Source organism: Mycolicibacterium palauense (assembly GCF_002592005.1).
In the GTDB taxonomy this organism is placed as follows: domain Bacteria; phylum Actinomycetota; class Actinomycetes; order Mycobacteriales; family Mycobacteriaceae; genus Mycobacterium; species Mycobacterium palauense.
In genome coordinates this window covers 72,316-94,437 of sequence record NZ_NVQF01000013.1, presented here as the reverse complement: position 1 = coordinate 94,437, position 22,122 = coordinate 72,316, and the positions used below count along the sequence as shown (strand labels likewise).

At 71.4% G+C, this 22,122-nt stretch carries 19 protein-coding genes and 1 pseudogene; 15 read left to right on the top strand and 5 right to left on the bottom strand.

The genetic code is table 11. The annotated features are described in order from the left end of the window. The 3 genes and pseudogenes from CSR00_RS07975 to CSR00_RS07965 all read left to right on the top strand — a co-directional run. A pseudogene (locus tag CSR00_RS07975) lies at positions 1–620 on the top strand (ABC transporter); the annotation flags it as partial. A gap of 132 nt (positions 621–752) precedes the next feature. Further along, entirely contained in the window at positions 753–3,101 is a 2,349-nt protein-coding gene (locus CSR00_RS07970; RefSeq protein WP_099021848.1) for an arylsulfatase, read from the top strand. Positions 3,102–3,200: 99 nt separating this feature from the next. Continuing rightward, positions 3,201–4,118, top strand: a complete 918-nt coding sequence (locus CSR00_RS07965) for a formylglycine-generating enzyme family protein (protein ID WP_099021847.1) — start codon at positions 3,201–3,203, stop codon at positions 4,116–4,118. Here CSR00_RS07965 and CSR00_RS07960 read toward each other — a convergent pair. From CSR00_RS07960 to CSR00_RS07945, 4 genes are all read right to left on the bottom strand, one after another. Beyond that, positions 4,115–6,130 (bottom strand): bifunctional phosphatase PAP2/O-acyltransferase family protein, encoded by a 2,016-nt coding sequence (locus CSR00_RS07960; protein WP_099021846.1) that lies wholly within the window; start codon positions 6,128–6,130, stop codon positions 4,115–4,117. The genes CSR00_RS07965 and CSR00_RS07960 overlap by 4 nt on opposite strands. A gap of 48 nt (positions 6,131–6,178) precedes the next feature. Then, a complete protein-coding gene (locus tag CSR00_RS07955; RefSeq protein WP_099021845.1) occupies positions 6,179–7,183 on the bottom strand; it encodes a DMT family transporter in 1,005 nt (334 codons plus the stop codon). A gap of 145 nt (positions 7,184–7,328) precedes the next feature. Continuing rightward, positions 7,329–8,063, bottom strand: a complete 735-nt coding sequence (locus tag CSR00_RS07950; RefSeq protein WP_099021844.1) for a YoaK family protein — start codon at positions 8,061–8,063, stop codon at positions 7,329–7,331. A 4-nt stretch (positions 8,064–8,067) separates the two neighbouring features. Next, positions 8,068–9,684 (bottom strand): hypothetical protein, encoded by a 1,617-nt coding sequence (locus tag CSR00_RS07945; protein WP_099021843.1) that lies wholly within the window; start codon positions 9,682–9,684, stop codon positions 8,068–8,070. Between the two features lie 417 nt (positions 9,685–10,101). Between CSR00_RS07945 and CSR00_RS07940 the strand changes: the two genes are divergently transcribed. Then, positions 10,102–11,490 carry an MFS transporter gene (locus CSR00_RS07940; protein ID WP_099021842.1) on the top strand — a complete coding sequence of 463 codons (1,389 nt, stop codon included), beginning with the start codon at positions 10,102–10,104 and terminating at the stop codon, positions 11,488–11,490. Positions 11,491–11,499: 9 nt separating this feature from the next. Here the strand turns inward: CSR00_RS07940 and CSR00_RS07935 are convergent, their stop codons facing one another. Next, positions 11,500–13,167: a helix-turn-helix domain-containing protein gene (locus tag CSR00_RS07935; protein WP_245905891.1), complete on the bottom strand. Its 1,668-nt coding sequence runs from the start codon at positions 13,165–13,167 to the stop codon at positions 11,500–11,502. A 321-nt stretch (positions 13,168–13,488) separates the two neighbouring features. Between CSR00_RS07935 and CSR00_RS07930 the strand changes: the two genes are divergently transcribed. The 11 genes from CSR00_RS07930 (at position 13,489) to rplE (ending at position 22,122) form a co-directional block, all read left to right on the top strand. After that, positions 13,489–13,941 carry a GlcG/HbpS family heme-binding protein gene (locus tag CSR00_RS07930; RefSeq protein ID WP_099021841.1) on the top strand — a complete coding sequence of 151 codons (453 nt, stop codon included), beginning with the start codon at positions 13,489–13,491 and terminating at the stop codon, positions 13,939–13,941. A gap of 198 nt (positions 13,942–14,139) precedes the next feature. Next, entirely contained in the window at positions 14,140–14,874 is a 735-nt protein-coding gene (locus tag CSR00_RS07925) for an iron-containing redox enzyme family protein (RefSeq protein ID WP_099021840.1), read from the top strand. A 95-nt stretch (positions 14,875–14,969) separates the two neighbouring features. Further along, positions 14,970–15,329 carry a Rieske (2Fe-2S) protein gene (locus CSR00_RS07920; protein ID WP_099021839.1) on the top strand — a complete coding sequence of 120 codons (360 nt, stop codon included), beginning with the start codon at positions 14,970–14,972 and terminating at the stop codon, positions 15,327–15,329. Continuing rightward, the gene (locus tag CSR00_RS07915) at positions 15,326–16,594 is read left to right on the top strand and encodes an NAD(P)/FAD-dependent oxidoreductase (protein ID WP_099021838.1); all 1,269 of its coding nucleotides are present in this window, start codon (positions 15,326–15,328) and stop codon (positions 16,592–16,594) included. Before CSR00_RS07920 ends, CSR00_RS07915 begins: the two co-directional genes overlap by 4 nt. Next, the gene (locus CSR00_RS07910) at positions 16,591–18,036 is read left to right on the top strand and encodes an aldehyde dehydrogenase family protein (RefSeq protein ID WP_099021837.1); all 1,446 of its coding nucleotides are present in this window, start codon (positions 16,591–16,593) and stop codon (positions 18,034–18,036) included. Before CSR00_RS07915 ends, CSR00_RS07910 begins: the two co-directional genes overlap by 4 nt. Positions 18,037–18,084: 48 nt before the next feature. Next, entirely contained in the window at positions 18,085–18,441 is a 357-nt protein-coding gene (locus tag CSR00_RS07905) for a Rieske (2Fe-2S) protein (protein WP_099021836.1), read from the top strand. Then, positions 18,441–20,039 carry a gamma-glutamyltransferase family protein gene (locus CSR00_RS07900; RefSeq protein ID WP_099021835.1) on the top strand — a complete coding sequence of 533 codons (1,599 nt, stop codon included), beginning with the start codon at positions 18,441–18,443 and terminating at the stop codon, positions 20,037–20,039. The genes CSR00_RS07905 and CSR00_RS07900 overlap by 1 nt, the downstream gene beginning before the upstream one ends. Continuing rightward, a complete protein-coding gene (locus CSR00_RS07895) occupies positions 20,029–20,538 on the top strand; it encodes a RidA family protein (protein WP_099021834.1) in 510 nt (169 codons plus the stop codon). The genes CSR00_RS07900 and CSR00_RS07895 overlap by 11 nt, the downstream gene beginning before the upstream one ends. A gap of 319 nt (positions 20,539–20,857) precedes the next feature. Continuing rightward, complete coding sequence (gene rplN / locus CSR00_RS07890; protein ID WP_099021833.1) at positions 20,858–21,226, top strand: 50S ribosomal protein L14; 369 nt, start codon at positions 20,858–20,860, stop codon at positions 21,224–21,226. Continuing rightward, a complete protein-coding gene (gene rplX / locus CSR00_RS07885) occupies positions 21,227–21,544 on the top strand; it encodes a 50S ribosomal protein L24 (RefSeq protein WP_099021832.1) in 318 nt (105 codons plus the stop codon). Positions 21,545–21,558: 14 nt separating this feature from the next. After that, positions 21,559–22,122 carry a 50S ribosomal protein L5 gene (gene rplE / locus CSR00_RS07880; RefSeq protein WP_099021831.1) on the top strand — a complete coding sequence of 188 codons (564 nt, stop codon included), beginning with the start codon at positions 21,559–21,561 and terminating at the stop codon, positions 22,120–22,122.

Here is a 22,122-nt window from a genome sequence, read left to right as displayed (position 1 = left end):
ACGGTGTCTTCGCCACCCCCACCCGGCGGGGCCGCTACGCCCCGGCCCCGGCGCAGATCCCCAGCACCGCGCCCGCCCGGTTCAGCTACCCCGTGGTCGCGCTCGCCCTGGCCGTCGGCCTGCCCGTCACCGCATGGGGAATGACGCTGCCCGACTACGCCCCCCAGGAGTATGCGCTGGGCGCCGTGCTCGACCCCGACCCCGACAGCGTCGACCCGCAGAAGGCGGTGGAACGCCGCATCGCGGCGACCTTCTCCACCGAGCGCGACATCGCGCGCTACCTCGACGATCTCGGTCTGCCGGAGGGCTCGGTGATCACCGACACGGTGTACGGATTCGCCGTGGTGGCGGCCTCGCAGAAGCCGCAGACCTTCGTGGTGCCCTCCGATGAGGACTTCACCAGACTGCTCAACGATCCCCAGGACAACGGGGTCAAGTACCTGCTGGTGGTGCCGCCGAGCGGGCGGGGGATCTCCGATGCGCTCAATCAGCGCTACCCGACGCTCTACGACACCGGGGCCGACATCGCCACCCTCGAGTTGGAGATCCCCAATGACGGCGACAGTCAACCGGATTGGCGGCTCTACCGGGTGAACGAACCGCTCTCGCCGCAGGCCTGAGATGCCGGCGGCGCACGCGCCGCCAAACGCGGCCAATGCCGCACCCAAAATTGTGCTGTCGGTCAATACTTTCGGTGTACTGTCCGGGGCGTTCGGGCAGCACGAGGCCCACCACACGAGGACGGAGTCGGCATGGCGACCGAATTTGCGGGCAGGATCGAACTGGACATCCGTGACTCCGAGCCGGACTGGGGGCCCTATGCGCCGCCGACGGCACCCGAGGGCGCGCCCAACGTGCTCTACCTGGTCTGGGACGACATCGGCATCGCCACCTGGGACTGTTTCGGCGGGCTTGTCGAGATGCCGAACATGGGCAGGATCGCCGATCGGGGCGTGCGTCTGTCGCAGTTCCACACCACCGCGCTGTGTTCGCCCACCCGGGCGTCGCTGTTGACCGGGCGCAACGCGACCACCGTCGGTATGGCCGCCGTCGAGGAGTTCACCGACGGGTTTCCCAACGCCAGCGGGCGGATTCCGGCCGAGACGGCGCTGATCTCGGAGGTGCTCGCCGAGCGGGGCTGGAACACCTACTGCGTCGGAAAGTGGCACCTCACCCCGCTGGAGGAGTCGAATCTGGCCGCCACCAAACGGCATTGGCCGTTGTCGCGTGGATTCGAGCGCTTCTACGGGTTCCTCGGCGGCGAGACCGACCAGTGGTATCCCGAACTCGTCTACGACAACCACCCGGTGGCGGCGCCGGCGACCCCGGAGGAGGGCTACCACCTCTCCAAGGATCTCGCGGACAAGACCATCGAATTCATCAAGGACGCCAAGGTGATCGCCCCGGACAAGCCCTGGTTCTCCTATGTGTGCCCCGGCGCCGGCCACGCTCCGCACCACGTGTTCCGCGAATGGGCCGACCGCTACGCCGGCCGCTTCGACATGGGCTACGAGCGCTACCGCGACATCGTGCTGGAGAACCAGAAGAGAATGGGGATCGTCCCCGCCGACACCGAGATGTCCCCGATGAACCCCTATGCCGACATTCAGGGACCCAACGGCGAGCCGTGGCCGGTGCAGGACACCGTGCGGCCCTGGGATTCGCTGAGCGCCGAGGAACAACGGCTGTTCGCCCGGATGGCCGAGGTGTTCGCCGGCTTCCTGTCCTACACCGACGACCAGATCGGCCGGGTACTGGACTATCTGGAGGAATCCGGGCAGCTGGACAACACGATCATCGTGGTGATCTCCGACAACGGCGCCTCCGGTGAGGGCGGGCCCAACGGGTCGGTCAACGAGGTCAAGTTCTTCAACGGCTACATCGACACCGTCGAGGACAGCATGCGCTTCTACGACGAGCTCGGCGGGCCGCAGACCTACAACCACCACCCGATCGGGTGGGCGATGGCGTTCAACACGCCCTACAAGCTGTTCAAGCGGTACGCCTCCCACGAGGGTGGGATCGCCGACACCGCGATCGTCTCCTGGCCCAAGGGCATCGCCGCGCGCGGCGAGGTCCGCGACAACTACATCAACGTCTGCGACATCACGCCCACGATCTACGACCTGCTCGGCATCACGGCACCGGCCACCGTGGCCGGTGTGCCGCAGCGACCGCTCGACGGCGTGAGTTTCGCTGCGGCACTGGCCGACCCGGAGTTCCCCACCGGCAAGGAGACCCAGTTCTACACCATGTTGGGCACCCGGGGGATCTGGCACCGGGGCTGGTTCGCCGCCACGGTGCACGCCGCCACCCCGGCGGGCTGGGGCCACTTCGACGCCGACCGCTGGGAGCTCTACCACATCGAATCCGACCGCAGCCAGTGTCATGACCTGGCCGCCGAGCAGCCGGAGAAGCTCGAGGAGCTCAAGGCGCTGTGGTTCGCCGAGGCCGCCAAGTACAACGGACTTCCGTTGGCGGATCTGAACCTGATGGAGGTGCTGACGCGGTTCCGGCCGAGCCTGGCGGGGGACCGCACGACGTTCGTCTACTACCCGGACACCGCCGAGGTGGGCATCGGTGCCTCCGTCGAGCTGCGGGGCCGGTCCTTCTCGGTGCTGACCGAGGTCGACCTCGACGGCGACGCCCGGGGGGTGCTGTTCAAACACGGCGCCGGCCACGGCGGCCACGCTCTCTACCTCGCCGATGGTCGCCTGCACTACGTGTACAACTTCATGGGCGAGGAGGAGCAACTGGTGTCCTCGCCGGATCCGGTTCCACCCGGCCCGCACATCCTCGGCGTCCGCTACGAACGCACCGGCACCGTGGCGGGCAGCCACACCCCGCTCGGTGACGTCGCGCTCTACGTCGACGACGCCGTGGTGGCCACCCGGGCCGACGTACGCACCCACCCCGCGATGTTCGGACTGGCCGGCGGGGGAGTCTCCGTGGGGCGCAACGGCGGTCAACCGGTCACCACCGCCTACCGCGCGCCGTTCGCCTTCACCGGGGGCACGATCGCCCAGGTCGTCGTCGACGTCTCCGGGATGCCCTACGTCGATGCCGAACGCGCGCTGGCCGCGGCCTTCGCGCGGGACTGAGCCGGGGCATCCGGTGGTCGACACCGCGGCCGCCCCGTTCTGCGGGGCTCGGCAGCCAGGCACTGTGGCGGGGCTTCGCGGTCGTCATACCCTGAAGGCATGCTGACCGAGCTGATCGAGGTACCCGGCGGGTCGTTCCGGATGGGATCGACCAGCTTCTACCCCGAGGAAGCGCCGGTGCACACCGTGACCGTCGGGGCGTTCGCGATCGAACGCCACCCGGTCACCAACGCCCAGTTCGCCGCGTTCGTCGAGCAGACCGGCTACGTCACTGTCGCCGAACGCGCGCTGGACCCGGCGCTGTACCCCGGTGTGGCAGCCGCCGATCTGCAGCCGGGCTCGCTGGTGTTCCGGCCCACCGCCGGCCCCGTCGATCTGCGGGACTGGCGGCAGTGGTGGGACTGGGCGCCCGGCGCCTGCTGGCGGCGGCCGTTCGGCCCGGGCTCGGGCGTGCAGGACCGCCTCGACCACCCCGTGGTGCAGGTCGCCTACCCCGACGCCGCCGCCTACGCGCACTGGGCCGGCCGGCGACTGCCGACGGAGGCCGAATGGGAGTACGCGGCGCGCGCCGGGACCACGACGACCTATCCCTGGGGTGACGAGGCGGCCCCGGGCGGGCGGCTGATGGCCAACACCTGGCAGGGCCGGTTCCCTTTCCGCAACGACGGTGCGCTCGGGTGGCGCGGAACCTCGCCGGTGGGCACGTTCGACGCCAACGGCTACGGGCTCGTCGACATGATCGGCAACGTCTGGGAGTGGACCACCACCGAGTTCAGTGCCCATCACCGGCCCGCACCGGCCGGCGCGGGCTGCTGCCCGCCGACGGGCAGATCGAATCCGGTCCCGCGTGGCGTTCCGAAGGCCGAGCCCGACCCGGCGATCAGTCAGGTCCTCAAGGGCGGCTCGCATCTGTGCGCGCCCGAGTACTGCCACCGCTACCGGCCCGCGGCGCGTTCGCCGCAGTCGCAGGACAGCTCCACCACCCACATCGGGTTCCGTTGTGTGACCACTGCTTAGTGCGGTGTCCGCCCGCCGCGGCCCTCGGGTACCGCGGCGCTACCGGACATCGAGAGGTCGTCGAGCGCCGTGGCCATCGCGGCCACGAGCCGACGGGCGTCGAGGAACTCCGGGTCGGACGCCAGGCCGACGCCCAGCACACCGTTCCAGCTCAGCGCGCCCAGTGCCAACGGCGCCCCGGGCGCCAACGGCAGGATCGGGGTGACGTGTTCGAGCGGGATTCCGGCCACCGTCATCGGCACCGTCGGCCCCGGCATGTTCGAGACGATGCCCTGCACGAAGGCCGGGCCGTAGACGGTGCGGGCACACCACCGCTGAGCCGGGGCGGGCAGCACGCCGAGGACCGTCGACATCACGAAACGGGACGCCAACGCCCGGGTCGGAGAACCCAATCGGCCGCTGCGGCGGCCGATCTCCGCAAGCCGGTCGGCCGGGGTCATCGGGGCCAGCGCCAGATCGGTGATCACACCGGCGGTGACGTTGCTCTCCGGCGCGGTCCCGGGTTCACGCAGCATGATCGGCACCGACACCCGCAGCCGGCCCCCGGCCGTGCGGGCGAACTCGGGGTGGACGACGACGACGGCGGCGGCCAGCAGGCACAGCACCAGGTCGGTGACCCGTGTGTGCGCCCGGCGCGACAGTGCCCGCACGGTCGCCAGGTCCAGCTCGGTGGTCGCGAAGTCCCGCCTGCCCGAGCCGGGCGGCAACCTGCGTGCCGGGCGGCCGTCGGTGGCCAGTTGGGCCAGCCCGATCGCCGCCGCGGCCGCCGAGCGCAGCGGTCCCGGTGCGCGCCGGTCGCCGGTCGGTAGCTCCAGTCGCGGCCGCAGCAGGTTCAGCGCGTGCACGATCGTGCCGATCCCGTCGGCCACGCAGTGATGCATCAGAAACACCAGCCCGGTCCGCCCCGGCGAGATGTCCCGGACCAGCGCGACCCGCCACATGGGCCGGTCCCGGGGCAGCCGCTCACGGGCCAGTGCGGCCACGGTGGCGCCGAGCACCGCGGCGGGGCCGGCGCGGTCGCGATCGGGTTGCGCGGGCAGTTCGCGGACGTGCCAATCCCAGTCGAGTTCGGTCTCGTCGACGTCGACCCAGCGCCACCACCGCCACGGCGAGGCCCGGTCCGGCCGCTGCCGGGCCCGCGGCATGTGCGGCAGTTCGGCGCGCAGCAGCGCCCGGACCTCGTCGAGGGTGGGTCCGCCCCGCGGATCCTCGGCCAGCACCACCATGCCGCCGACGTGCTGGGGGGCGGTGTCGGTCTCCACGTGCAGGAAGAACGCGTCGGCGGCGGCCATCCGCTGGGGCCGGGCCCCGTGCCAGTCGACCAGCGCGACGCTGAGCCACACCAGCGGGACCGCCGCCACGGCGTCGAGCAGGAAATGATTGGCCGTGGCCATGATGACGTACAGCGTGACGGCCACGTGGACGGCGCTGATCGCCTGCACCGTCAGACCCCGGGAGAGCCGGGCGAGTACCACGCTGACCCACAGCGCCCAGGCCAGATGCAGCGAGGGCATCGCCGCGAGCTGATTCGCCGACGACACCAGCGGTGTGCCCCACGATCCGACGGTCGTGTTGGTGGCCACCGTGTCGAGGTAGCCGATCCCTTCGAGCAGTCGCGGCGGGGTGACGGGGAAGATCCAGAAACACGCGATCGCCAGCAGATTGAGCAGGATGAAGGAGCTGCGGGCGCGCCGGAAGTTGTCCGGATGCCGGACGTAGAGCCAGCCCAGCAGTGCGAAGGCGCTGATCACGTAGGTGTAGGCGTACTCGTAGTTGGCCAGGACCGTCAGCACCGGGTGCCGGGCCAGCCACTGGTTGAGCGACAGCTCGACGTCGATGTGCACCAGGCGCTCGAACTCGAGCAGGATCTGCGCGTTGTGGTCGGCGACCTGTCGTCGGGCGGGGGTGGCCTCGGCGGCGACCACGATGTACACACCGAACACCGCCAGTCCCACCACCAGCTCCCGCCACAGCGGCGGGCGGGTGCTGAGCCGGTCAGGTTCGACGGGCACCGTATGACAACCTTCCCCGGGCTCAGGGCCCGTCCAACCCGGCCGGCGCTACCGTCCGGAACCGCCGCGCAGAGTGTCCACCTCCGTATGATGCGCCCGCGGCGGCCCGGTGCGGGCGTCGCCGCGCTGATGTCGGGCCGGTCCGGCGTCCCCGGCGCGGCCGTAGACCTCGCGGGCCTCCGAGGAGTAGGCCAGCCCGGTGATCCCGGCCGCGATGAGTACCCCGCTGAACCCGAGCATCACCAACGCGTGCGCGCCCGTGGGGGCGGGGACGTCGAAGGCCAGCACGCCCACGGCGAAACTCGCGACCGGGTTGGTGGTGCTGATGGCCGCGACCGCCGGCGGCAGCGCTCCGCTGGCGAAGGCCAGCTGGCCCAGCAGGAGTCCGGCCAGGGTGGAGCCGGCCAGGGCGTAGCCGGGCCAGTCCACCGCCGTCGCCCCCACACCGCGCACGCTCAGGTCGTCGATGGTCAGTTTGAGAAACACCGAGTTCATCGCGTGGCACAGGCCCGCGGCGACGCCGACGAGCATGCTGGCCAGCCAGGTGCGGCTGCGGCGGCCGAGCACGATCAGCGCCACCGTCAGCCCGGCCGCGCACGCCGTGGCCAGCAGGATGCGGTCGCGGTCGGGGTCGCCGTGCAAGGGTGCGGCGTCCTCGGTGGTGAACAACAGCACCAACCCGCCGCTGACCGCCAGGGCCGAGGCCCAGTCGCGCGGGGCGGGCCAGCGTCGGTGCTGCGCCGCGACCAGTGCCACCACGAACAGCAGCTGGGCGGCCATCAGCGGCTGCACCACGGCGACCGACCCGATTCCCAGCGCGGCGGCCAGCGTCCCGAAGCCGAGCAGATTGGCCAGCCAGCCCGCGAACCACGTCCTGCTGCGGACCAGGCCGTGGAACAGGCGCCCCAGCCCGGCGCGGTGGCGAAGCGCCGCGGCGTCTCCGCCGGTGACCGCGTGCGCGGCGCGCTGCTGCAGGAACGCCGAGAGGGCGAACAGGAACGCCGCGGTCACGCCCAGCGCCACCGCGGCGGTCATCGGCGGGATGTGGTGCATGTCAGGTCCCCACCAACCAACGTAGGTGGTGAGTGCGGAGGGTGCGCCGTCGGGCGCATCGCCGAGCCTGTAGATATCGAACTATTGTTCGAGTGGCTGGCGCGGTAACTCCAGGGTCGAGGGAACGAACCGCCGATTCAGGACACTAGGGCCGCTGCGGGGTGGGTTCCGGTGTCGGGGCGTGGCGGCCGGCGGCGGTGAGCGAAAGCCGTGTGTGTCCCAGCACGGCCACCACGGCGGTGATCGCCGCGGCGGTGCCGAAGGCCAGTGCCGTGTGCAGGCGCAGCAGCAGCGCACCGCCGACCGCGCCGGCGAAGAGCACCAGGATCGCGCCCAGCCGCCGGTTGAGCAGCGCCCCTCCGCCGCCCCGCGGCCACGACTCACCCGCCAGCGCCGCCAGCGTCGAGGTGACGACCACGGTGGTCATGTCGGTGACCGCCAGCGTCCGCGCGGCCACCGCCTGGGACCCCATGACCGCCGCGGTCGCCGCGGCCATCGCGATCTGCAGCCCGGGGCCCGGACGGCCGTCGGTGACGGCGGCGAGCACCGCCAGCGCGGCCAACGTCGCGGCCCCCGCGCCGAGCAGCACGGTGACCCGGTCGTGCCAGCCCGGCGGGTGCACGGACCGGGGCTTGCGCAGCAGCATGCCGGCGCCGTAGGCGGCCAGGGTGAAAGCCGCCAATGCGATCGCCGGGCCCGCCACCGGGAGTTCGTCGGCCCCGGCGATGCCCATGCCGAGGATGACGATGTTGCCGGTCATGTTGCCGGTGAACACCCGGTCCAGCGCCAGGAAGCCGACCGCGTCGACGACCCCGGTGACGAAGGTGAGCCCGATCGTGGCCGCCAGGGCCAGGCGCTGCGTCCGCTCGGTGTCGGTCATCGGGTCAGAACGCCAGGATGGCGAACACGGTGGACAGCACCAGCCCGGCCATCACGGGCAGGAAGCACTTGCGGGCCAGGGTCAGCACCGGGACCCGCGCGAACCCGGCCACCGCGATCAGCGACGACCACGCCACCAGAGTTCCCCCGCCCGACCAGATATTGCCCATCTGGCCGACCGCGGCCAGGGTCGACGGGTCCATCCCGACGGCCGGCCCCAGCGCGCCGGCCAGCGAGCCGGTCAGCGGCAGACCGCTGAAGCCCGAGCCGTCGAGCCCGGCCACGATGCCCACCAACAGCACGCCGAAGGCCAACACGAACGGATTGGGGGTCAGGTGAGCCTGGGCGGCGGCGATGAGGTCGAACAGGAACGCCGGCCCGGTGGCGCCCTCGGGCAGACCCAGAATGCGCGCGGAGAAGTCGCCGTTGCCGATGAAGAAGAATCCCGCGATGGGCAGCACGATTCCCATGGCCTTGAACGCGAACACCAGGCCGTCGACGACGTGGGTCGAGGAGCTCTCCAGGAAGTTGCGCTTGTCGCTGGCGGCGCTGGCAGCGAACAGCACCATGGCGGCGATGCCACCGACGATGCCCGCGGCGTCGCCGCCCTGCAGGGGCGGCACCAGCTCGGTGAACTTGCCCAGCATCAGGTAGACGATGAAGGCCAGGTACGCCATCGGCACCAGGACGGCGAACACCTTGGCGGGCACCGGCTTGGGCACCGGATGCGCGTCGGTGCTCAAGCCGGTGGCCGGTTCGGTGCGGGTGGCCGTGGCCACCGCTGTGGCCGATCCGGCCGTGGCCACCGCGGTGGCCGATCCGCCGGAGGGGGACGGCGAGGGGGCCGGGTCCTGGGACGGGGACGGACGGGGCCCGGTGCAGTCCGGGGCGGAATCATCACCGGGCCCTGCGTCGCTGCCCGGTGCCACACCGAGGTGATCGGCCTTGTTCTCCCACGCGGTGAGCAGTGCATCGGATGGCTTCTGCCAGGTCCGGCGCTGCATGACATAGGTGATCAGCAGCGCGGTGAGCCCGACGATCAGTGACAGCACCAGGGCCTTGTCGGCCACGCTGTCGGTGTCGGTGCCCGCGGCGGTCGCCGAGATCCCCGGGGCGACCTTGATGATGTAGTCCGAGGACAGCGCCATCCCCTGCCCGGCGATGGCGATGACCATGCCGACCGACAGCGGGGCCAGCCCGGCGCGGATCGCGACCGGGATGAGGACCGCCCCGACCAGCGGCACGGCCGGAGTGGGCCAGAAGAACAGTGAGATCACGTAGGTGACGACGGCGAGGACGACGAAGCTGCTGGTGCCGGCCCGCATCACCCGGCGGAACGGCGTCACCATCAGGCGGTCGGCGCCGAGTTCCCGCAGGGCCCCCAGCATCGCGGTGACCAGCGCGATGATCAGGAAGATGTTGAACAGCTCCTGGGCGGCCACCAGGCTGGCGTTGAAGATCGAGGACAGCCCGGTGATGATGCTGCCCGAGAACACCCAGGCGGTCAGGAAGGTGGCCGTCACGGCGGGCACAACGATGTTCTTGCGCAGCGCCATCGTGATCAGGATGACGACAATTCCGCCGAGGTAGACCCAGTGGGCCGCGGTGAGGTGTATGTCCATCGGTGGTCTTTCGTTGCAACTGCTCTCGGGCTGGGCAGTTTGATGCTGGAATGCTCGGCGCGCTGCGCTCCTGGGTCAACGACCACAGTGCACACCCGCGTACGCCTTCCCTTGTGCAATATGCGCCGCCGGTGTCGTCGGTGTGTCCTGCGGTTTCGGGGACGTAACGATGCCCCCGTGATATGCGCGCGCCGCGCCCGGCGAGGTGACCGGGACCGCGCCGTGACGCCACCGGGCGCCGCGGGTGAATGTGCGGGCACGCTGTGCACGATGGCGTGCCGGGGCGCCTCCCGGTGTGCACCCTGACCTGGACGGGCACGGCCGGTGAGGGGCCCCGGATGAGACAGTGGACGGGTTCGTCCCGTCCGGCTCCCCGCCCTGTACACCGAGGCCGCATCCCCCGATGACCGATACCCGATGACCGACACCCGTTCGCCCGCGTCCGGCGCCGGGTCGCCATCCCCGGAGGAGGGCACCGGCACCCCGCTGGGCCTGGCCGCGCTGTTGGCGGGCACCTTGGTCGGGACCGTCAGCAACAACGTCGTCAACGTGCCGCTGCCCGCGATCCTGGCGGAGTTCGGGGCCGAGCTCGACGCCGGGGTCTTCGTCGTCGTCGGCTTCCTGCTGACCTTCACGGCCACCATGCCGCTGGTCGGCTGGATCGGAGACCGCTTCGGCCGGCGGCGGGTGTACTCCGCGGCGCTGATCGGCACCGCGGTGTGCGCGATCGGTGCGGCGACCGCGCCGTCGCTGCCGCTGCTGATCGCCTGGCGGTGCCTGGGGGGAGCGCTCGCGGCGGCCTTCGCGCCCGCCGTCATGGGGCTGCTGACCTGGATGTTCGCCGGCGACCGGCGCGCACGTGCAGTCGGCGCCTGGGCGTCGGTCAACGGCATCGGGCAGGCCGTCGGCCCCACCATGGGGGGTTTCGTCGCCGACGCGTGGGGGTGGCGGTGGGTGTTCGTCCCGCTGGTGCCCGTGGCGCTGGCGGGGCTGGTCGGCACGCTGCGGCACGTCCCCGCCTACCCGGGGTTGCGGATGCCCATCGACGCCTGGGGGGCCGCCGCGCTGACCGTCGGGTCGGCCCTGGTGATCGCCGGTGTCGCGCTGATTCCCCGCGCGGGTGCCGCCCCGGTGGTGCTCGCCACGATCGGTGTCGGCGTGGTCGTCCTGGCCGGGTTCGTCCGGCACTGCCTGCGAGCGGAGGCGCCCTTCGTGCAGGTGCGGCTGGTCGCCGAGGTGCGCTTCGTGCGCAGCTCGCTGGCCGGCTACGCGCAGATGTTCAGCCTGGGTGCCATCCTGCTGGCGGTGCCCCTGTTCCTGGCCGGCAGCGGCCGGGCCGCATCGGTGTCGGGGGCGACCCTGCTGGCCGTGCCGGCCACCATGGCCGTGCTGGGACCGCTCGTCGGCCGCTACCTCGACCGGCTCGGGCCGCGACGGGTCATGCGGGTGGGCCTGGCCGTCCTGGCCGCCGCGCAGCTGGGTCTGGCCGTGACCGTGGCCGGGGCGCAGGAGGGCCCGCGCGGCGGACTGGCGGGCCTGGTGGCCGTCCTGGTGGTCGCCGGTGTCGGAATCGCGTTGGTGCAGACCCCGGCGGCCACCGGAGCCACCCGCTCACCGGCGGGGCAGCAGGGCACCGGACTGGGTCTGTACAACCTGATCCGGTTCAGCGGTTCGGCGATGGGGGCGGCGTGGGTGGCCATCGCGCTGGGTGTGGCGTCCTACCCGGTGGTGTTCGTGGCCGCCGCCGTCGTCGTCGCGGTGGGTTTCGCCGGGTCGTTCCTCGGGCCGGATCCGCAGCCGGCGTGACGCGCGCACTCAGCCGAAGCTGGCCTCCCGGTGCACCGCGGTGCGGACCTCGGTCAGCAGGTCCAGCCGCAGCGCCAGCCACACCGTGAACTGGTTCTCCGGGAGCCGGATGTCGAGCCCGACGATGCGCGAGATCCGGTCCAGCTTGGACAGCATCGTGTTGCGGTGCACGGACAGCGCGCGCGCCGTGGCATTGACGTTGCCGCCCTGGGCCAGGTAGGCGGTCAACGTCTCCAACAGGTCCGGGACGGTCCGCAGCGGGGCGACGACATCGTCGACGAGCGCGCGGCTGGAGTCCGCGTCGGCGACTCCGGCCAACACGGCGAAACTGCGCAGGCCCCCGTAGGGGGTGGCGCCGGTGCGGCCCAACCGACGGGCGATGCCCAGCGCCATCCGCGCCTCCCGGTAGCTGCCCGCGACCTCGCCGGCGCCGCGGGCGGGGGCGCCGAACGCCACCGCCACCGGGACACCGCGCCGCTGCTCGAGTTCGTCGGCCATGGCGGCGGCGTAGTCGGCCATCTCGGCGCGCATCGCGGCGGCCTCCTCGGCCTGCAGCGTGCGCACGACCACCAGGACGTCGCCGATCACCGTCACATAGGACTGCACCATCGGGTCGGGCGCCACCCCGGCGGCGTAGCGGGCCAGGCGCACCATGCTCGCGGCCGGATTGTCCACCCCGTGGGGGAGCACACCGGGGGCGACGAACACCCCGAACCGCGAGTCCACATCGAACTCGTGGTGCTCGGCGCGGGCGTGCATGTCGTGTTCGCTGGAGAAACTGCCGTGCACCAGGGCCTGCACGAAGTCGCCCCGGGCGCGTTCCTCGGCCTCGTCGACGCTGCGCTGCCGCAACATCTCCGAGCCGATGATCGCCGTCGCCTGCTCGGTGACCACCACGTACTGGGCGACGTCGTGGCGGCCGGGCTCCGCGTGCGGCACCAGCACCAGCACCCACCCCTCGAAGTCCCTGCCGAGCCTGATCGCGCTCGCGATCACCGTCCACATGGCGCCGTGCGGCCCGGTGAGGGTCTGCACCCTGGTGTCGTGACCGCCCGGCCGGCGGGCGGCCGCGGGGACCGGAGCCGCCAGCAGCGCGGCGATCGGCTCGGCGAACGCCGCGGCGGGCTCGGCACCCAGTCCGTGATGCGCGACGACGGCGCCCCGGGAATCCAGCGCCATGGCGGGGTTGCGCGCCAGGCTGGACACCTCGCGGATCAGGATGCCCAGCCCGGCACCGCGGTGGAACAACCCCGCCAGCGAAGCGTGCACGTGCGTCGAGTACCGCATCACGTGGACCTCGCGGCTCAACGCCCGCTCGGCCAGCAGCCGGTTCAGCGCGGCGAACCCCACGGGGTAACCCATCTCGATCACCGGCAGCTGCGCGGGCAGGGCCTCCGGGGGCAGATCGGCCGGAACCGAACCGTCGACCAGCAGCGCGGTGGCCCCGCGCGCGAGGAGCGCCGGCAGCGCCGAATGACTGGTGCGCAACGCATCCGGGCGGGTGTAGACGCCGACGGCGTCCAGCGGGTCGGGCCGGGTGAGCACCTCGGACAGCGGCAGTACCCACTGCAGCTCCTCGTCGAGACGGTCGTCGCCCGCGATCACGCGGGCATCCGCCATCACCGATTCGTCGAGCAGTCCTGCGACGGTCATCCGATCGTCGTCGTGTGCCGGCATGTGTCACCTGCGCTGTTCTTCACCGGGCGGAGGGGTGTCGGTCGTCCGGCGATCGTCTCGCCGGTCTTCTCGTCACCGTGGTTGTGGATCGTGGTTGTGGACTCCGGTTAACCGAATACACCCTGGCCGTGCACCACACTATGTGCACTTTGACCGTGGCCGCCACCCGAAACCGGACATCTTGACCGTGTCGCGGTGGCGGCGAGGTTGGTAGACATCTCGGCAGGCGCAGGTGAGCCGCACTCGACCGGCGCCGGCTCGCATCGTCTCGGCGACGTCGCCGTGACGGCCACCCACCCCACGATGAAGGGACCGCCCAGCATGCATCAGATTCACCGGATCACCCTCGACGACGCCCTGCCCCTGCTGGCCGCCGGACGCGCCAAGGCCGAGGAGATCGGCGTCCGGCAGACGCTGTGCATCTGCGACGACGGTGGCAATGTCCTTGCACTGCATCGCCTTCCGGGAGCGCGACTGACCGGGGTGGACATCGCGATCGCCAAGGCGTTCACCGCGGCCGGCCACGAACGCGCCACCCACCTGTTCAACGAACCGCCGAACGGCCCGGCGCTGCCCGGCAACGAGGCGTTCGGGATCAGTCACATGCTGCCCGGCAAGTTCGCCATCTTCGTGGGCGGCTTCCCGCTGGTCTTCGACGGTCAGATCGTCGGGGGCGTGGGGATCAGCGGTGGAAACGGCGAACAGGACAAGGCCGTCGGCGCGGCGATCCTGGCCGAGTTCGAGGCGCTGACCGCGGCGGTGGGCCGGCGCTGACCCGGATGTGCACGATGACCGATTCGAGCCCGCTCGGGCGGTGACTGTGTCCATGGTCAGGCCGCCGGTGTCTCGTTAACGTCGCTGGTGCACAGCCCAATTGGCGACACCGCAACAACGTGTTCTCCGCGGGGACGCGGAAGAAAGACCAGTGCAAGCGATTTCGCTGAACCACACTCCGGAAAGGAATCCACCCGAATGACCGAACTGCTGGGGCGCGACGAGTTCCGTGCCGAACTGGAAAACGCCATCAAGGGACGCGAGGCCAAGAACGCCTCGTTCTCCAAGGCATGGGCCGAGGGCACGCTGCAACGGCAGCACTTCGCCCGCTGGGCCGAGAACCACTTCCACTACGTCGGGCCGTTCGCCGACTACCTGGCCAACATCTACGCCAACACTCCCGACGAGTTCACCGGCGCAAAGGATTTCACGCTGCAGAACATGTACGAGGAGGAACTGGCCGACATCCGCCACACCGACCTGCTGATCAAGTTCGGCGAGGCCTGCGGCACGACGCGGGAGCGTATCGAGGATCCCAACAACATGAACGCGATCACCCGTGGGCTGCAGTCGTGGTGCTATGCCGTCTCGGCGCGGGAGAACTTCGTGGTGGCCACCGCGGCGCTGGTGGTCGGTCTGGAGTCGCAGGTGCCCAGCATCTACACCAAGCAGATCGTGCCGCTTCGGGAGGTCTACGGGTTCACCGAGGACGAGATCGAGTTCTTCGACCTGCACATCACCTCCGATGTGGTCCACGGCGAGCGGGGCTATCAGATCGTGCTCGATCACGCCGACACCCCGCAGCTGCAGCAGCGCTGCCTGCAGATGGTGCGTTGGGGTGCCGAGATGCGGTTCGCCTACACCAAGGGCCTCTACGACACCTATGTCGCGGGATCCGAGGTCGCCCCCGAACTGGAGCCCAGCGCCGTCTGAGTCCCCGTCTGAGTCTCCGTCTGAGTCCGTCGGCCCGGCGCACCGCGAGAGTCCGGTGCGCCGGCCCGGACCAGCGTGATCGAGAGGAAACCGTCATGACCATTCAGTGGACTGCGGTGGCCACCACCAGGGAACTCACCCGCCGCCGCAAACTGCGGATCGAGGTCGACGGTGTCGCCATCGCGCTGTTCTGGGCCCAGGGGCGGGTGTACGCGTTCGCCGACCGCTGTGTGCACCAGGATCGGTCACTGGCCAAGGGCACGCTGTTGCACGGCAAGGTGATCTGCCCGGGCCACCAGTGGCAGTTCGACCTGGAGACCGGCCACGAGGCCGATCAGAACCGTTGCCAGCCAACCTTTGCCGTCCGCGTCGACGAGGCCGCGGGCACCATCTACATCGACCCGACTCCGCGGGGCGGCCTGCCGGCGCGGACCGAAGAGGAGGCCCGGACATGACCAGGCACACCTACGTCACCGTCGGCGCCGGGCAGGCCGCCGCGGTGGCCGCACGCCACTTGCGGCGCAACGGCTTCGACGGGCGCATCGTGCTCGTCGGGGACGAGCCGTATGCGCCCTACCAGCGACCGCCGCTGTCCAAGGAGTTCCTGGCCGCTCCCGACACCGGGGATTCCCAGGATTCGCTGTGGATCCTGCCGCCGGCCTGGATCACCGACAACGATGTCGAGATCGTCACCGGGACCACGGTCACCCGGGTGGATCCCGTTTCCCGGCGGGTCGAACTCGACGGGGCCCCGGCGATAGCGGCCGACGCGGTGCTGTTCGCCACCGGCGGCAGCCCACGCACCCTCGCGGTGCCCGGTCCGCGCCCGGAGCTGGTGCACTATCTGCGCACCCTCGACGACGCCCGTCGGCTGGCGGCGTGGTGCCGGCCCGGGTGCCGTCTGCTGCTGATCGGGGCCGGCTTCATCGGACTGGAGATCGCCGCCACCGCCACCGCCGCCGGCGCGTCGGTCACCGTGCTGGAAGCCGCCGACGTGCCGCTGGGCCGGGTGCTCGGCGCGCCCATGGGGGACGTGGTCGCCGGGCTGCACCGGGCCAACGGAGTGGACATCCGGACCGGCGCCGAGCTCGCCGCGCTGAACACCACCACCGACGGCGTGGTCGCGCGGCTGCGCGGCACCGCGGCACCCGTGGAGGCCGACGCGGTGGTGATCGGGGTGGGCATCACGCCCAACACCGCCGTCGCGGCATCGTCCGGGCTGCACATCGATGACGGGATCGTCGTCGACGCCGCCGGGCGCACCGCGATCCCCAACGTCTACGCCGCCGGCGACGTCGCCCGCCGCTACTCGGAGCGCGCCGGGTGCCATGTCCGCCTCGAACACTTCGACAACGCCAACCGCCAGGGCGCCGCGGTGGCGGCGGCGATGCTGGGCGGCTCGGCCGCCAGCGACGAGGCGAACTGGTTCTGGTCGGACCAGTACGGACGCAACATCCAATTCGTCGGGGCCGCCCACGGCGTACCCGTCATCCGCGGCGACGTCGGCGCCCTGGACTTCACCGGCTTCTACCTCGACGGCGCGGTGCTGCGGGGGGCCTTCGCCGTCGACCGCGGCGAGGACGTGATGGCCGCACGCGAGCTGCTCGGCCGGGAGGTCGACACCGCGGCGCTGCGCGACGAGGACACCGATCTGTGGGACCTCGTCTACGGGGACCTCGACGCGCAGGACGCCGCATGCCAGGAGGGGGCACCCGCATGATCGAGGGCGCGAACTTCATTGCCGGAAGCTGGGTTTCGGCGCTGTCGGGCAGGACCTTCACCCGGTGCAACCCCGCCGACCCGCACGACGTGCTCGGCCGGTTCCCCGCCTCGGGGCCCGAAGACGTCCAGCTGGCCGTCGAGGCCCTGGACAAGGCCGCCCCCGAGTGGGCGGCGAGCCCGCCCGAGCGGCGGGCGGCGATTCTGGACGCCGCGGCCGCGCATCTGGAATCACGGGCCGAGCAGCTCCTCGCCGAGCTGGTGCGCGAGGAGGGCAAGACCGTCGCCGAGGCGCGGGTCGAGGTCAGCCGCACCCCGGCGAACCTGCGGTTCTACGCCGCGGAGGCGACCCGGGCGGCCGGGACCACCCATGCCGCCGCCGGCGACGCGCTGGTCTACACCCTGCGCGAGCCGGTCGGCATCGTCGGCGCGATCACGCCGTGGAACTTCCCGCTGAACATCCCGTCGCGCAAGCTCGGGCCGGCCCTGGCGCTGGGCAACCCGGTGCTGTTCAAGCCCTCCGAGATCACCCCGCTGATGGGGCAGCGGCTCGTGGAGGCGCTGCTGGCCGGCGGGCTGCCGCCGGAGGTGATCGCCCTGGTTCAGGGTGACGGGGCCGCGGGGGCGGCGGTGGCCGCCGACGAGCGGGTGGCCGCGGTGACGTTCACCGGCTCCACCGCCGTCGGCCGCCGGATCCACGCGCAGGTCGGCCCGCACCGGCGGGTGCAGCTGGAGATGGGCGGCAAGAACCCCGTCGTCGTCGCCCCCGATGCCGACCCGGACCGCGCGGCCGCCCTGATCGTCAAGGGCGCCTTCGGGCTGTCCGGGCAGGCGTGCACCGGCACCAGCCGGGTGATCGCCACCGCCGAGAACCACGACGCGGTCCTGGAGCGGGTGGTGGCCCGCGCCGCCGCACTGCGCGTGGGGCCCGGCGCCGAGCCGGGGGTCGACATGGGTGCACTGGCAAGCCGGGCCCAGCTGGACAAGTTCCGCCAGTACCTGTCCGCCGGTGTCGGTGAGGGTGCCACGCTGCACTGCGGGGGCGTCGACGAGGACGGGCCCGGTGGTGGATTCTTCGTACGACCAGCGGTTTTCAGCGATACCGTGCCGAGTATGCGGATCGTGACCGAGGAGGTGTTCGGGCCGCTGCTGGCATTCCAGCGGGCCGGCTCGCTGGCCGAGGCCGTGGACCTGGCCAACGCCACCGAATTCGGCCTGTCGGCGGCGATCGTGACCGGCAGCCTGGCCACCGCCCAGTACTTCACCCGGCGCAGCCGCTCCGGGCTGGTGAAGGTCAACCAGCCCACGACGGGCATGGCGATGAACGCACCGTTCGGCGGCTACAAGGCGTCGTCCACCGCGACCTTCAAGGAACAGGCCGGTGCGTCGATGACCGAGTTCTACCTCACCGAGAAGACCGTCTATCTCGATCCGGCCGGCTGAGCACGCGGCACAGCACAAGAGATTCCACAGGAAATTCGGAGTATCAGCATGGAATTCGTTCGTGTCGCCCGATCCGGGCAGGTTCCCGAGGGCATCGTCCGTCGGTTCTACGCCGGTGAACACGAGTTCGCCGTCGCCCGGCTGGGTGGTAAGGCCTACGCAACCTCGAACTACTGCTCGCACCTGGACTGCCTGCTGTCCTCGGGCAAGCTTCGCGACGACGGCATCGGATGCTCTTGTCACGGAAGTGCTTTCGACCTGGAGACCGGCGAGCCGATCAGCCCGCCGGCCACCGAGCCGATCAAGACCTTCCCGGTGCAGGAGCGTGACGGCGAGATCTTCGTCGGTCTGCAACCGGGCGAGGCGCCCGTCGGGCCCACCCGTCGGCTGCGCCGGGAGGCCTGATGAATCCCGGGCACCGGCCGCCGGCCCTGTCGGCGACGGCGATGGTCTCCAGCAGTCACCCGGCGGCCAGCCTGGCCGGTGCCCGGGTGCTGGCCGACGGCGGCAACGCGCTGGACGCGACCCTGGCAATGGCGGCGGTGACCTGGCTGACCCTGCCCGGGCAGTGCGGTATCGGAGGCGACGCGTTCGCCGTGGTGCGCGAACCCGACGGCCGGGTCTGGACCGTCAACGGCTCCGGATACGGCCCCGACGGCGGCACCCCCGAGTTCTACGCCGAGCACGGGTTGGCGGCCATACCGCTGGACGGGGCGCGGGCGGTGGCGGTTCCCGGTGCCCCCGCGGCGTTGGCGGCCCTGCACGCCGGCGGCGCCAGCCGGTCCCTGCACGACCTGTGGGAGCCGGCGGCCCGCCTCGCCGAGAACGGGCTGCCGTGCTCGGCGCGCACCGCCGGCGACGTCACCGAGGCGCTGTCGGCCGTGCGCGCCGACCCCGGGCTGGCCGCGGCGTACACCGGCACCGGTGGGCCCCCGCACGTGGGAAGTGTGCTGGCACAGCCCGACCTCGCTGCCACGATCCGGGCCCTGGCGCTGGACCCGGCCGGTTTCTACACCGGCACCTTCGCCGAGCGGGCCGTCGCGGCGCTGCGCGCGGGCGGCGCGCCGTTCAGCGGCGACGAGTGGGCGGCCACCGCCGCGGTGACGGCCGAGCCGGCGATCACCGGGCGCTACGCCGGTGCGGTGGTCCATCAGACCCCGCTGCCGACGCCGGGGTGGATGGTGCTGCACCAGGCCGCGCTGTGCGACGGCGTCGTCGGATTCCACGGTTGGCTGTCGGCCGACGGGGTGGACCGGATGGCGCGGGCGGCCCGGCTGGCCTTCGCCGACCGGTTGGCGCTGTGCGGCAGCGACAACAGCGGCAGCCGCGACGTGCTGCATCCCCGGCGGATCGAGGCCCAACGCCGCGACCTGGCCGAACGCCGCGGGCGCTCGGCGCCCATCGACGTCCGCGCCGGCGACACCACCTCGACCGTCGCGGTGGACGCGCAGGGCCGCGCGGTCAGCTTCATCCACTCGCTGGCGTTCACGTTCGGAGCCAAGTTCACCGTGCCGGGCACCGGGGTGGCGCTCAACAACCGGCTCGGCCGCGGTGCCTACCTGACTCCCGGCCACCCCAACGCGGTCGCCCCGCGCCGCAAACCGTTGCACACGCTCAACGCCTGGATCGTCACCGACGATGCGGGACAGTTGCTGCACGTCGGCAACACCCCGGGCGGCGACGGGCAGGTGCAGTGGAACATGCAACTGCTCTCGCACCTGCTCGACCACGGTCTCGACCCCGCCGAGGCGGTCGCCGCCCCCCGGTTCACCGTCTTCCCCGGGTCCGACGCCGACGTGGTGGGGGCGCCCGACGAGCTGCGGGTCGAGGCCGGTCTGGCCGCCCCGGTGCGGGCCGCGCTGTCCGAGGCGGGCCACCGGGTGGTGGTCAAACCCGCGCTCGGCGAGGGCGGCAGCGCCCAGGTCATCTCCCGCGACGACCGGGGAATCCTGTCCGGGGCCGCCGACCCCCGACAGGAGGGGGTGGCGCTCGGTGTCGACTGACCCCGTCGCCCACGGCGACCGTCGTGACCCCGTCGCCCACGGCGACCGTCGTGACCCCGTCGCCCACGGCGACCGTCGTGACCCCGTCGCCCACGGCGACTACCTGCCGGCCGTGTGCCACGGCGACCTCGTCTACACCGCGGGCATGACGCCGCGCCGCGACGGTGAACTGGTCGTCACCGGGGTGGTCGGGGCGGGCGTGCCTGTTCCGGTGGCCTCCGCGGCCGCCGGACTGGCCGCGGAGAACGCCCTGGCCGCCGTGCGCTGGGCCCTGCCGCCCGGCGACACCGAGGTGCGATGCCTGCGGATGACGGTGTACGTTGCCTGCGCCCCCGGTTTCGTGCAGCTCAGCGCGGTCGCCGACGGGGCCTCGGAGACCATCCGCCGTGAACTGGGCGCCCGGGCGCTCCCGGCGCGCACCGCCGTCGGTGTGCAGTCCCTGCCGTCCGGGGCTCCGGTCGAGGTGGAGTTGGTGGCGGCCCGCGGTGCGGGCGGGTGAGCTGGGCCCGCGGTGCGGGCGGGTGAGCTGGGCCCGCGGTGCGGGCGGGGTGAACAGGACCCCGCTGAGCCGCGATTTGGTGCCTCGCAGGTCGTCACCTAGAATCTAGGGGTTGCCGTGGGCAGACCTCGGTCGGTGGGTGAACCGTCGACCCCGCGTGCCCTTCGGTGACGAAGACCGCGCACGTCAATGTTTCTTCGGCATGCCCAGGATCCGATCCGGGGCTGCCAGGGCTGCGGTGGCGTGCGAATGACCGAACCCGGTTCCCCCGGCGGCGCTGTTGTGCCGGTGGGTCCGGGGGGAGATATAGGGAGATCGAGTGATTCAGCAGGAATCGCGGCTCAAGGTCGCCGACAACACGGGCGCCAAGGAGATCTTGTGCATCCGCGTGCTCGGTGGCTCCTCGCGGCGCTACGCGGGCATCGGCGATGTCATCGTGGCGACCGTCAAGGACGCCATCCCGGGCGGCAACGTCAAGCGCGGTGACGTGGTCAAGGCCGTGGTGGTGCGCACCGCCAAGGAGCGTCGTCGCGCCGACGGCAGCTACATCCGGTTCGACGAGAACGCGGCGGTGATCATCAAGGCCGACAACGACCCGCGCGGTACCCGCATCTTCGGCCCGGTCGGCCGCGAGCTGCGCGAGAAGCGCTTCATGAAGATCGTCTCGCTGGCCCCGGAGGTTTTGTAAATGAAGATCCACAAGGGCGACACCGTGCTGGTCATCTCCGGCAAGGACAAGGGCGCCAAGGGCAAGGTCATCCAGTCGTACCCCACCCGTAACCGGGTGCTGGTCGAGGGTGTCAACCGCATCAAGAAGCACACCCCGGTCTCGGCCAACCAGCGGGGCGCGCAGTCCGGCGGCATCGTGACCCAGGAGGCGCCCATCCACGTGTCCAACGTGATGGTCGTCGACTCCGACGGCAAGCCGACGCGTGTCGGCTACCGCGTCGACGAGGAGTCGGGCAAGCGCGTCCGCATCGCCAAGACCAACGGCAAAGACATCTAGGACTAGAGCATCTGATGACTACTGCAGAGAAGGTTCAGCCGCGGCTGAAGCAGCGCTACCGCGAGGAGATCCGGGACGCGCTGAACAAGGAGTTCAACTACGCCAACGTGATGCAGATCCCGGGCGTGGTCAAGGTCGTCGTGAACATGGGCGTCGGCGACGCCGCGCGCGACGGCAAGCTGATCAACGGCGCGGTCAACGACCTGGCGCTGATCACGGGTCAGAAGCCGGAGATCCGCCGGGCCCGCAAGTCCATCGCGCAGTTCAAGCTGCGCGAGGGCATGCCGATCGGCGCGCGCGTCACGCTGCGCGGCGACCGGATGTGGGAGTTCCTGGATCGGCTCATCGCCATCTCGCTGCCGCGTATCCGCGACTTCCGCGGGCTGAGCCCCAAGCAGTTCGACGGCACCGGCAACTACACCTTCGGGCTGACCGAGCAGTCGGTGTTCCACGAGATCGACGTGGACTCCATCGACCGGCCCCGGGGGATGGACATCACCGTCGTCACCTCGGCGACGAACGACGACGAGGGACGCGCGCTGCTGCGGGCACTGGGCTTCCCGTTCAAGGAGAACTGA

Excerpts from the sequence above, each read along its gene's own strand:
- CSR00_RS07970 (WP_099021848.1), top strand. The coding sequence starts at position 753 with ATGGCGACCGAATTTGCGGGCAGGATCGAACTGGACATCCGTGACTCC.
- CSR00_RS07965 (WP_099021847.1), top strand. The coding sequence starts at position 3,201 with ATGCTGACCGAGCTGATCGAGGTACCCGGCGGGTCGTTCCGGATGGGA.
- CSR00_RS07955 (WP_099021845.1), bottom strand. The coding sequence starts at position 7,183 with ATGCACCACATCCCGCCGATGACCGCCGCGGTGGCGCTGGGCGTGACC.
- CSR00_RS07950 (WP_099021844.1), bottom strand. The coding sequence starts at position 8,063 with ATGACCGACACCGAGCGGACGCAGCGCCTGGCCCTGGCGGCCACGATC.
- CSR00_RS07945 (WP_099021843.1), bottom strand. The coding sequence starts at position 9,684 with ATGGACATACACCTCACCGCGGCCCACTGGGTCTACCTCGGCGGAATT.
- CSR00_RS07940 (WP_099021842.1), top strand. The coding sequence starts at position 10,102 with ATGACCGACACCCGTTCGCCCGCGTCCGGCGCCGGGTCGCCATCCCCG.
- CSR00_RS07935 (WP_245905891.1), bottom strand. The coding sequence starts at position 13,167 with ATGCCGGCACACGACGACGATCGGATGACCGTCGCAGGACTGCTCGAC.
- CSR00_RS07930 (WP_099021841.1), top strand. The coding sequence starts at position 13,489 with ATGCATCAGATTCACCGGATCACCCTCGACGACGCCCTGCCCCTGCTG.
- CSR00_RS07925 (WP_099021840.1), top strand. The coding sequence starts at position 14,140 with ATGACCGAACTGCTGGGGCGCGACGAGTTCCGTGCCGAACTGGAAAAC.
- CSR00_RS07920 (WP_099021839.1), top strand. The coding sequence starts at position 14,970 with ATGACCATTCAGTGGACTGCGGTGGCCACCACCAGGGAACTCACCCGC.
- CSR00_RS07915 (WP_099021838.1), top strand. The coding sequence starts at position 15,326 with ATGACCAGGCACACCTACGTCACCGTCGGCGCCGGGCAGGCCGCCGCG.
- CSR00_RS07910 (WP_099021837.1), top strand. The coding sequence starts at position 16,591 with ATGATCGAGGGCGCGAACTTCATTGCCGGAAGCTGGGTTTCGGCGCTG.
- CSR00_RS07905 (WP_099021836.1), top strand. The coding sequence starts at position 18,085 with ATGGAATTCGTTCGTGTCGCCCGATCCGGGCAGGTTCCCGAGGGCATC.
- CSR00_RS07900 (WP_099021835.1), top strand. The coding sequence starts at position 18,441 with ATGAATCCCGGGCACCGGCCGCCGGCCCTGTCGGCGACGGCGATGGTC.
- rplX (WP_099021832.1), top strand. The coding sequence starts at position 21,227 with ATGAAGATCCACAAGGGCGACACCGTGCTGGTCATCTCCGGCAAGGAC.
- rplE (WP_099021831.1), top strand. The coding sequence starts at position 21,559 with ATGACTACTGCAGAGAAGGTTCAGCCGCGGCTGAAGCAGCGCTACCGC.